This is a genomic window from Algibacter ulvanivorans (assembly GCF_048381495.1).
GTDB classification, from domain to species: Bacteria; Bacteroidota; Bacteroidia; order Flavobacteriales; family Flavobacteriaceae; genus Algibacter_B; species Algibacter_B ulvanivorans.
Genome location: NZ_JBLWGD010000122.1, coordinates 1 through 231 on the forward strand (window position 1 = coordinate 1; position 231 = coordinate 231).

General features: G+C 45.5%; 1 protein-coding gene. It reads left to right on the forward strand.

Going from position 1 to position 231, the window contains the following annotated elements; translation table 11 throughout:
• Nucleotides 1–231 (forward strand): hypothetical protein (locus ACNG5D_RS16215; RefSeq protein ID WP_418184558.1); only part of this gene is annotated, 231 nt, incomplete at both ends.

Sequence of the window (231 nt, forward strand, 5' to 3'; positions counted from 1 at the left end):
TAGGCAATGCGACGATCAACACGGATGTACCAGTTAACGCATTAGATGGGGATAACGATCCAGATGGCGATAACAATAACATGGTGATTACGGAAGTAGACGGCACACCAATCAGCGTTGGTAACCCAGTAACTTTAAGTGACGGTAGTGTGGTGACATTAAACCCAGACGGTACATTAAGTGTAACCCCAGTAACGGATAGCACAGAACCAATCAACTTCACCTATACGG